The organism is Acinetobacter sp. YH12255 (genome assembly GCF_013417355.1).
GTDB classification, from domain to species: Bacteria; Pseudomonadota; Gammaproteobacteria; order Pseudomonadales; family Moraxellaceae; genus Acinetobacter; species Acinetobacter pseudolwoffii.
On the sequence record NZ_VPEC01000120.1, the window covers coordinates 1 to 1,251 of the forward strand.

General features: G+C 39.6%; 1 protein-coding gene and 1 pseudogene. One reads left to right on the forward strand and one right to left on the reverse strand.

Going from position 1 to position 1,251, the window contains the following annotated elements:
* Positions 1-257: 257 nt before the first annotated feature.
* Positions 258-830 (forward strand): HdeD family acid-resistance protein, encoded by a 573-nt coding sequence (locus FTV30_RS16065; RefSeq protein WP_159139015.1) that lies wholly within the window; start codon positions 258-260, stop codon positions 828-830.
* 296 nt (positions 831-1,126) lie between these two features.
* Here the strand turns inward: FTV30_RS16065 and FTV30_RS16070 are convergent.
* A pseudogene (locus FTV30_RS16070) lies at positions 1,127-1,251 on the reverse strand (IS3 family transposase); the annotation flags it as partial.

Consider the following 1,251-nt stretch of genomic DNA (forward strand, 5'->3'; position numbering starts at 1 on the left):
TGGACAAAATGACTCCAGATGAGTTTTACTATGACCAGCTACCACAACAAAATAAGGTAGCTTAACTAGAGCAGAATATCACTTATAAATAAGCTTTTAGTTGTTCAAACAAGTGGGACCACCTCTTTATATCGATGTTAATCGGCTACTAAAACATAATTTTATTTTTTTATGCAAGAGGAAACGTAAGATTCTTCTAAAGCCAATCAAGTTTTAAAGTATGATCAGTCAAATAAGACATCACTTGAGAAGAAAAGATGAAAACAGTAGGCAATGACTTGGTACGTAGTCAGTTGCATCAAAAGCGAAAATGGTATCTGGGGCTGGGCATTTTACTAGTGATTTTTGGTCTGGTCTTGCTAGCGACTTTACCCTTTGCAACCTTGTCCGTGGTATTCATGTTTGGCGTACTGATGATGATCGGCGGGATTCTGCATTTTGTTGCTGCATTTAAAATTTTTCATGGCGGTTTTCGCTGGTTCTGGGCCTTATTCGGTCTTTTATACTTGCTTGCCGGATATTATGCGTTCAGTACACCGCTACAGACCGCGGTGGTCCTGACCCATATTCTGGCGATTATTCTAATTATTGCAGGTATCATCCGGATCTTGAATAGCCTTTTGTTTCGCGCTCTGGGTGGATGGGGCTGGACTTTATTTTCAGGCATCTTGACCCTGCTGGCAGGGATTGTGATTTTGCAATCCCCAGATGCACCGTTTTGGGTCCTGGGCCTGTTTCTGGCGATTGATATTTTATTTCAGGGGATTAATTACCTGACATTTGCGTCTTATATCCGGTATGAAGTCCCGAAAAGTTCAGCTGAGCTTTAAAAGCTCGCATCAAGAGCGCTCCGTGCGCTCTTTTTTATGTCTTGTGATGAATATAAGTGTGATCAGTTTATGTCAAAAATCTTTGTACTTGCGCCGGGTTCCTTATACTGAACTTGCATAAATTATGTTGTGTAACGTATGTAACAAGTTGAAATTATTAAAAATAGGATAACTAAAAATGCAACCGACTGAATTAAAAAAATTACCAGACTGGTTATTAGAACAGTTACCCCAAATAACTGAACCAGCAATTTTATCACTTATAGGTGTTGTTCAAATTTACGGAGCCATCTCTTGTCAGCGAGATCTAAAGTTCGGTAATAGGTTGAAGCTGCGATCGGTAAAATCCTACAAATCGCATCAACACCATATAAGTCTTTATTGTTATGGATGAAATCCACCATTATTTGTGTGGGCGGTC